The sequence below is a fragment of the Nitrospira sp. T9 genome (assembly GCF_052156535.1).
Taxonomy (GTDB): Bacteria; Nitrospirota; Nitrospiria; order Nitrospirales; family UBA8639; genus Nitrospira_E.
The window spans coordinates 344,869-354,214 of sequence record NZ_JBQKUP010000042.1; the positions used below are offsets into that span (position 1 = coordinate 344,869).

Annotated in this window: 6 protein-coding genes; 4 read left to right on the forward strand and 2 right to left on the reverse strand. The window is 49.0% G+C overall.

Annotated elements, in window-relative coordinates; genetic code table 11:
• Window positions 1-5: 5 nt before the first annotated feature.
• Window positions 6-974, reverse strand: coding sequence for a Gfo/Idh/MocA family protein (locus ACTRXD_RS20965; RefSeq protein ID WP_442433720.1), 969 nt, complete (start codon window positions 972-974; stop codon window positions 6-8).
• Between the two features lie 57 nt (window positions 975-1,031).
• Window positions 1,032-1,727: a hypothetical protein gene (locus ACTRXD_RS20970; RefSeq protein WP_442433721.1), complete on the reverse strand. Its 696-nt coding sequence runs from the start codon at window positions 1,725-1,727 to the stop codon at window positions 1,032-1,034.
• Between the two features lie 541 nt (window positions 1,728-2,268).
• Between ACTRXD_RS20970 and ACTRXD_RS20975 the strand changes: the two genes are divergently transcribed.
• The 4 genes from ACTRXD_RS20975 to ACTRXD_RS20990 form a co-directional block, all read left to right on the forward strand.
• Window positions 2,269-3,132 carry a KpsF/GutQ family sugar-phosphate isomerase gene (locus ACTRXD_RS20975; RefSeq protein ID WP_442433731.1) on the forward strand — a complete coding sequence of 288 codons (864 nt, stop codon included), beginning with the start codon at window positions 2,269-2,271 and terminating at the stop codon, window positions 3,130-3,132.
• 237 nt (window positions 3,133-3,369) lie between these two features.
• The gene (locus tag ACTRXD_RS20980; protein WP_442433722.1) at window positions 3,370-4,671 is read left to right on the forward strand and encodes an O-antigen ligase family protein; all 1,302 of its coding nucleotides are present in this window, start codon (window positions 3,370-3,372) and stop codon (window positions 4,669-4,671) included.
• Window positions 4,672-5,831: 1,160 nt separating this feature from the next.
• Window positions 5,832-7,481: an FG-GAP repeat domain-containing protein gene (locus ACTRXD_RS20985; protein WP_442433723.1), complete on the forward strand. Its 1,650-nt coding sequence runs from the start codon at window positions 5,832-5,834 to the stop codon at window positions 7,479-7,481.
• Between the two features lie 713 nt (window positions 7,482-8,194).
• On the forward strand, window positions 8,195-9,346 hold a 1,152-nt coding region (locus ACTRXD_RS20990; RefSeq protein ID WP_442433724.1), incomplete at its 3' end, for a metallophosphoesterase.

The window sequence follows — 9,346 nt, forward strand, 5'->3', positions numbered from 1 at the left end:
AGGAATTAATTGAGGAAAACGGATTTCCCGGTCTGTGCCGATCGATAACAGGCATCGGCAATTTCGACTGCTCGTAACCCATCTTCTGCGGTTACGGGCATTGGGCCTCCGGTTCGAATCGCTTGACAAAAGTCTCGAAGCACTTCAATCAACGTTGCACTGGAAGGGCAGGGGTAGTCTACTATCTCATTTCTTCCGGAAATTTTCCGAACGATGTTGGTCGTCCAATCGGCTAGGACTTGTCCTTTTAACGCCATAATTTCTGCGCGGGTGACTCGTCCCTGGCTGACGCGGGAAATATCGAGATAACAGGGAAGTCCTCTCTGCGTAACCAGTTTGATGAAAGCCCGATTTTCGGGGTCCTGGGCCGTTGGTCGACTAATGTCAGCCGAGACCGAATGGATCTCATCCTGAGTGAGGACACGGACCAAATCCAGCAAATGAATCCCAAATTCCATGAGGGCCCCATAATTGCTCCATGATGTGGTTTTTTCAGACAACGCTTGGCGGGATTCGAGTCGCATGGTGCAAACAAGATAGTGCCATTGGCCTAAGGATGAGGCGATGGGTTGCAATTGCCGGATTGCTGGCTCATACCGCAGAGTCTGGGCAGTCATAACAGGGATTTTAGCTTTGGTGGCGGTTTCAACGATTTGGCGGCCTTGGATCTGGGTAAGGGCGAGGGGTTTTTCCAGAAGGACCGCTTTGCCATGTTGAATGGCTTCTAAGGCAATAGGAAGATTGAGTGAGGGAGGGGTCACGATCAAAACGGCCTGAATAGCCGAATCGGCTAAAAGATCACGATAATTCGGGTAAAAGCGGAGGGAGTTTTCAGTGGCAAGTCGAATGCCTTCTTCCATGTTTCTTCGGCTGATGGCAATCAATTTTCCTCCCGTCTCGGCGGAGAGCAAATGGTGAAGATAACGGTAGCCGTGCCGTCCTACGCCAATCAATCCAAGGAGAATCGGTTTCATAACAACCCTGGTTCTTTCCCTTATCCCGAAGGAGTGCTAACAAAAGAGGAGTTGTTCTCATCCAACGTGTATAAAACATACCGGATCACCTACCAGGGCTGTTGGGTAGGTCTGATCCTCAACTTGATAGGGAATGCCATGTGAGTGGCACCAGTGTTCAACCCAGGGGATTTCTTCCACCGAGGTCGTGAGCAACCCTGGCATGGTAAGTTTGGCCATGCAATTGGCAAATAAGCGAATTCCTGTTTCTCGTTCGTGTGAAAAGGCCGATACGTCAAATGCCAGAGGGTCCGCACGGCCGTATGAAAAAAGGACTGACAGATTGGGGAATTCCTCCGGGTCATTCAGAACGCTGACAATCCAAAGATGATCAACATTGCCTGTCGCAGTCTCTGCCGACCCGCAGTAAAAAGGGATTCCGTTTTCGCCCCCGGCTTGGTTGAGAATATCCACTTCTGCTTGCCGAAGATTATAGGGACATACTGTTCGATTTAATTCCAGCCGTTCCATGAGCAAAACCGGAATCTCTGGGACTCCTGCGCCCACATATAAACTTCGTCCCATAGCCGGCAAACGGGTGCGGAGGGCTTTGGCAATCACGATCCCCAGTTTCTTGCAAGGGCCTCGACGATCCTCCCAAAACGCGTCTCCACCTTCGTCGCAATAAACCGGGCCAAGCCCATCATAGTCCAACACATTATACATTCTGGTAATTTCTTGAGTCGTGGCAGATGATAATTTTGGAGTTTTCATCCTCTGTGTGGGCCTTTCAATATGTCTCGGTTTCCTTCTTTGTACCAGGTTCGGCGAAGCAGATAATAGCCCTTGCAGGAAGGTGCGGTGTCATGATCCAAGCCAGGAAGGTGGGCCTGTCTCAACTTGACCCAAATTACGATTTTGTGTATTGATATACTTGATTAGATTTAGACGCTCTTCCAAGGAAAAAGGCCTTTTCCCAAAAAGGGGCAAGAGTTCCTCCTATCACCGATTCCTTTCCTTTTTATTGTGCGTTAATAGGAAATCTCTTTGTTGGGGTTTTCCAGTATGGCGAAGATGCTCCTCGGTTGCGGAACGAAGCCCGCGCCTTTTCTAGGATAGAGCCAATGTCAGCTGTTTATCTAATGATAGTTTCACCTTGAAACGTTTTTGCCGAAATAGCCGATTTTACTAGAGATCAAAAGATCAGATTCTTATGGATATTCTTCAGGAACTTCGTCGAGTGATCAGACTGGAAGGTCAGGCCATTGCGCACCTTGAGGAGAGCATAGGTCTTCCTTTCGAGGAGGCAGTAAAGATGTTGCAAGCCTGTCAGGGAAAAGTGATTCTCACAGGGGTGGGGAAATCCGGCCTGATAGCGAATAAAATTTCGGCGACGATGGTGTCCACCGGCACACCTGCGGTGTATTTACACGGCTCAGAAGGGCTGCATGGGGACATTGGGATTGTGGCGAAAGAAGATATAGTTATTGCGGTAGGAAAGTCAGGCGAAAGCGAAGAATTGCTGGTACTGCTTCCATTTATTCGAAAAATTGGTGCACGAATGATTGCCATTACGGCGCAGGCAAACTCCACTCTGGCACGAGGGAGCGATCTTGTTCTTCTGACGCCCATACAAGAAGAAGCTTGTCCGCTTAATCTGGCACCAACGTGCAGCACCACTGCAGCCTTGGTCTTAGGGGATGCGCTGGCCATGGCTTTGATGAAATTGCGAAACTTTCAACCAACCGACTATGCCATGTTTCACCCTGGTGGGCAGTTAGGAAAGCGACTGCTTTTGAACGTTGGGGATCTGATGCGAACCGGTGAAGCCAATGCGGTTATTCGCCTTTCTCACACGATTCAATTCATGTTGTGTGAAATGACGAGTAAACGTGCTGGCGCCGTGTCCGTCCTTGATGAGGAAGATCGTTTATTGGGATTGATCACCGATTTTGATATTCGTCGGGTGTTGGAGGGGGGAGAGAACCTTTTCGCTCTCACGATTGGAGCGGTCATGAATCCCAAGCCCAGTTGGGTATATCAAGATGAAAAGGCCGTCAAAGTTCTTCAATTTATGGAGAAACGGGAAAAGCCCATTTCGGTGCTACCTGTCCTTGATCGACAGGAAAAAGTCGTCGGCATGATACATATTCATGATCTGATTTCCCGTGGCCTTTAACAAAGACTCGTAAGAGATGAGAAGAGCCTTAAGTCTGATTCGAGGGGAGAACGTCGTTTAAGATGGGTAGGGTACGGCGTGATAGTAAGCATTCCTGGAAGTTCCGTGATTGCGGGATGTTCTGCGTGTAGGGGAAGAGAGTTTCAATCATTTTTTCTTACCCATGAACGGCTAATGGGGATTAGTTTGAAATCATTTCTTGTGCGAGATCTACCTTGTCTCAAATGAATTGATCCAATGAGCATCGACTTGGACGTGGGACAGGTTGGCACCACCTCTTCTTCGAGGACTTTCTCCAGTTCTGATCTTTGGCCAGCCCTTGGGTGGGGGCTGTGTGTAGTTATTCTTTTGGGGTTTTCTCCCCGACTGTTTCATATTCAAGAATATTTCTTTTTCCCTCTTCTGGGTATGGCGATACTCCTTTGTGTATTGGAGCGAAAGCCCCTCTGGATTCATGCCCCGCTCCTTGTCCCCTTTATCTGTTTTGTGGGATGGGTTGCCTTTACGATTCCTTTTTCAATTGATCCTTGGGTCAGTCTGAAGGAGTGGCAAAAAATTGTAGCACAGTTGGCGGTGTTCTATGGAACTTGTTTGATTGTGCAGGAACAACGAAATGAATATTTTCTAAGAAAGGCTCTCCCCGTCTTATTGGTGGGGGCCATGGCCTGTTACTCCTATTCCCTTCTTGATTTTTGGGACCGGGGAGGGAATCTTTTGGATCGCACGATCCGTGCGGGTTTTCCAAAAGCAGGCGGCGCAGATTTTACCTGGCTGAGTACCAATGTGTTGATGATTTTCCCTCTGTTCATCACGGGATACTTGGCGGTGACCAGTTCCTGGAAACGGGTGATGTTAGGTTGTGGCATACTTCTCTCTTTTTTGGCCCTAGTGCTTTCCTATAGTCGTGGTGTCTGGCTAGCCTGTCTGACGCAATTAATTGTTGGAGGATTTCTTGTCCATAAACGTCACGTATTTCGCTTGCTGATGATAGGAATGGTGGTATTCCTTTCGGTCGGAGTGGTCCTTGGTCAATTGGGACTACATCGTGAAACCTTTAATCCCTGGACTATTAAGGCTCGGTTAGCAGTATGGAATCTTAGTGCTGCAGATATTCTGGACCATCCAATCGTTGGCGTGGGTTATGGCGTGCCTATTTTAGAAAAGCGTCATGGGCAAAATATCATTGAATTGGAAGCTGTGAATCTCGGAATTCCCGATATTCCGGAAAAACCGCATAACTGGTATCTCATGGTGGTGACGGGGGCTGGGTTACCAGGGTTGGTCTTGTTTCTTTGGTTGCTCGCCAAAGTGGGATTTACCATCTATGAGGACTGGACAAAAGCTATGACTTCCTCACATCGGTGGTTACAGTTTGGAGTATTTCTCATGGTTCTTGGATTTTCGATCCGTATTTTTTTCGAGGACAGCTTCGGCGGCAGCCATTCCTATCTGTTCTGGATACTTGTCGGGACAAGTGTGGTTCTTTCGCACTCACACGTGGAGGGAAAATGCAACCAGCCAGGGAATAGCAGTGGCTAGCAAATGTATTGAGATAAGTTGGCGAATGTCAGGAGCGCTAAACCATGCAATTGTTTTACGTGATCAACAATCGTCTACAGCTCTTCTTCCCCTGAGGCGCCTCCCGATTTACATGGATGGTTTCAAAAAAATGGATCTATCCTGTTTTAGAAAATTCCGATGGAGAAATGCCATGCCTCAATAGTTGGTTGGATCTGGTGATATAGTCTTTCTATAAAGGTATATCAAAATTCTTGATATAGTGTTCTTTATCTGCAACCAAGCCCCCACCCACTGATGGAATTCTGGAATTTCATCAAAAAATAACCGCATGAGACGAATGTGGTTTTGCCATTCTCTCACTCAAGGTTTTCAATCCAGGCCTAATTTTATTCTTACCCATGGTTAATTAAACAAATAAGAATAGCCTTTCGTTCGGAGAACCACCACATTAGGGATTTAGGGAATGAATAGGAGAATTAAGAAATAGGAATTGGAGTTATCTGAAAGTATTCAAGGAGAAGGTTCGGAAAGGATTTGAAATTCCCCAAACAGGCGAATAATCGACAATCCTAATCGAAGCACTGGGTATAGAAAATATCCGTGTCGTCGAAAAACTTATCTATGTTGGGAACCTATTACATCACTTGCTGGAAGATGTTTTACCTTTCTTTAGGTCTAAAACCACCGGGCACCCAAACCTGTCATAGCCGTTTACTATTTTCAAAGAAACAGCCAGTTTTCTAACTTCGCCATACTTTCATTGAGCTCACGCAACGCACTGAAAAAGAAGGAATGTACAGCGAAAATCGTGGTGCCCAGAAACGTGGCAGCTGTTTTGCTGTACTAATCTGGAAGAAAGATACGCATCGTTTTTCAAGCAGGTAACCGGTATTGAGCTATGATAAAAATCCTGCTTTTTCCGAAATTATCCATCCATGAAAATCGACTTAATTTCTGTAGAGACACAAAGGAGGTGGTGAAAAGGAGAATATTTGATGCGTTTTATGAATCGGATAATTTGAGATATTACTCCCTCAACATTTCAATACGTTCGAGAGGGGAAATGTAGCTGTAGCATGCGGTGGCCGGGAAAGTTCTTTTGTGAAGATATATTGATAATGAACAGATTTCATTTAGAATATGGTCTAATTCCTGGAGAAAAAAGGAAAGGCGGAATTATGAAAAGGAATACGCGTAGAATATCATGGTGGGTAGCGGGGTCTCTAGCGACTGCAGCGTTGGCTATGGGAACAGGGTCTATGGCCGCTGCGGCAGGTTTTACGGCCTATAATGACCTTGCCTGGGGCACTGGGCAGCTCGAAACGAATATTACAAAAATTACCTCTCTCAACGGTGGGTCTGGCTTGCCTGCTACCGGTTTTCTGAAGGATTTTGCCACTGGTCTCGATACGGGTGTGACCCTGACTGTGACAGGGGGCTTATTTCTCGGTGCTGCGCAAGCCACCCAAGGGGCAGATCCGACTACGGGAGATGCCTTTACGATTTTTGATGGCAAGGTCAGCGGACAGGGTGTGCTTTCCTACAACGATCCAAACGTGAACGATCCGGTCGTGTTGACCTTTAGCGGTCTCAATCCGAACAGGACATATGATCTGGCCTATTTTGGGCATCGGAATAATAACGGGTGGGATCGGGCCTCTCTCGTGACCCTTTCCGGAACGGCTGCGCGAATGAATACGAGTTCTGTCGCCTCCGATAATCCCAGTGAAGTCGGGGGGGTGATCTTCTCCGGGTCGGGAGATAACTCCACTCGGCTACCGGCGGACAATGATAATGGCTATGTAGCGCGGTGGAGTGAGGTGAATTCCGGCGGCGATGGTATCATGGTGCTAACCATCAGTTGGGACGGAACCGCTGGCAATGAATTCCTCGGTCAGTATGGCAGCGCGGTCCGGCTGATTGAATCATCAGCTAGTTCTGTGCGGCATGATTTAGATGGGGATGGCAAAGCCGACCTCGTCTGGCGGCATACGAATGGAAGTGCCGCCGTATGGTTGCTAAATGGGAAAGAAGTGCCCTTCTCCCTGGATTCACTGGGCGGTGTGGCCTCAGCGTGGCAGGTTGCGGGGGTGGGCGATACGGATGGGGATGGCAAGGCAGATATCATTTGGCGTAATACCACGAGCGGCGCGGTGGCTGTTTGGCTGATGAACGGGTCGACCAGGACGGACGTTGGCTTTCCCGGAACTGTCTCGACAGCTTGGACAATCGAGGGAGTAGGAGACTTGAATGGTGATAACAAGGTGGACCTTGTCTGGCGGCATACGAATGGTAGTGCTGCGGTATGGTTGCTAAATGGGAAAGAAGTGCCCTTCTCCAAGGACTCACTGGGTGGCGTGGCCTCAGCGTGGCAGGTCGTGGGGGTGGGCGATACGGATGGGGATGGCAAGGCGGATATCATCTGGCGCCATGATACAACCGGCGCGGTGGCTGTTTGGCTGATGAACGGGTCGACCACGACGGACGTTGGCTTTCCCGGCGGCGTGTCAACGGCTTGGGCCATCAAGGGAGTCGGGGATCTGGACGGTGACGGCAAGACCGACCTTGTCTGGCGGCATACGAATGGCAGTGCCGCGGTATGGTTGCTAAATGGGAAAGAAGTGCCCTTCTCCAAGGACTCACTGGGTGGTGTGGCCTCAGCGTGGCAAATTAGGCAAGTAGACGATACGGATGGGGATGGCAAGGCGGATATCATTTGGCGAAATACTGCGAGCGGCGCAGTGGCTGTGTGGCTGATGAACGGGGCGACCAGGACGGACGTTGGCTTTATCGGCAGCCCGTCGACGGCTTGGGAAATTCAAGATTAGCTTGAATCACCTCAATAAAAAGAAAGTCCTGCTTAATGTGATTCCCGTTTCTCACATGAAACGGGGGTCACGTCAAGCTGTGGGACTCAAGGCTTTAAAAAATTCTTCAGTTGGCGGGAGGAGAGGACCTCACCTAAAAATGCTGGGAAGCATGGCGGGGTAATGAGGATAGATTTAGACCTCTCTCGACATTGCCCTCCGCTTGTATGTTGACAGCTAATGGAAATTGAGAAGCTCTAGCATATTTTACGTATAATATGAAAGTCGAAGAGGTTTCGGGCCTAATATCTGTTGAATATTCTCTATGTGACATTGGCTTGGCACGGGGTATGCTTTTTGAGAGATAGTCTTATCGCGGTATTTTTAAAGTCAAAAGTACTTGGGTATACGCATAGCTAGCTAAGCCTAAAAATTTAAATTATGCTAATTTAATTAAATATTCTATTTCATTCCCCATGTTTTTGATGAAAAATGAATGATCTGGTAACTCAAAAGGGATGAAAAATCAAAATTTGGTGGTCTGGAATAATTAGGTGCACAAAAGCATATGGAATCAGTGCCCTAAATTCACTTCTCAATAATACCCCGGTTTGGTTGCCAGGAGAGGTTGTCTACTTCAAAGGAGCCTCAATTAATTAGAAAGGGTTCCCTTTCACTTTTTCTAGGTGATCCGAAGGGTGGCCTATTTCCCCCACTTAGAGATTAAAAAAATTATGAAGAAAATTGGTTTGGTAAGCCTGGGCTGTCTGCTGTCCGTGCTGGTGGCCTCTGTGGTGCCTGCCGCCGCAGCTGTTGTGCGGCAACCTTACCTGCAGCTTGTCACCCCCACCTCCATTACGATTGTCTGGCGTACCGACCTGAATTCAGCGGACAATAGCCAGGTAAAATACGGCACGGTGTCCAGCTCCCTGACCCAAACGGCAACCGGTTCGGCGGTCACCCGGACCGGGCTCAACGTCAAGGATCACATTGTTACCATTACGGGCCTGACGGCTGCCACGAAATATTTCTATAACGTCGGCACCGCGACAGACGGGATACAAGCGGGTGGCACGACCAATCACTTTTTTGTCACGGCGCCACCCGTCGGGTCGCCTACGCCTATTCGAGCATGGGTGCTGGGCGACTCCGGCAATGCCAGTGTCAACCAACGAAATGTGCGGGATGCGATGCTGACCGAGACTGCGGCAAATCCACCAGATATTATACTGCACATGGGGGACATCGCGTATGAAAACGGCACCGACGCGGAATTCACCACCAAGCATTTTGCGATCTATCAAGATATTCTCCGCCAGACGCCCCTTTGGCCTACTCTTGGCAATCACGAATCGCCATCGGTCAATACTTCGCTCGGTATTGGCCCCTATTACGAGGCCCATGTCCTGCCGAGCAGCGGCCAAGCGGGGGGAGTGCCCTCCGGCACCGAGGCCTACTATGCCTTTGATTACGCCAATGTGCATTTTATTGTGCTGGATTCCATGGACAGTAGCCGGGCGCCGGACTCGCCGATGGTGACCTGGTTACAAAATGATCTGGCTTCGACCGGGCAGGAGTGGGTGATCGCTTTCTGGCATCATCCGCCTTACTCAAAAGGCCACGACTCGGATAATGCCAACGACTCTGGAGGACGCCTGATCGACATGCGGGAGACGATTCTCCCCATTCTGGAGGCTGGCGGAGTCGATTTGGTCCTTGCGGGACACTCCCATGCCTATGAGCGATCCTACCTCCTGGATGGGGCCTACGGCTATGGCACGGCCCCCAACTTTGCCACCCCATCATTCAATACGCTGCAAGCCGATGGCCATATTCTTGATGCGGGAAATGGGAATCCCTCTGGCACGGGAGCGTATCAAAAAAGT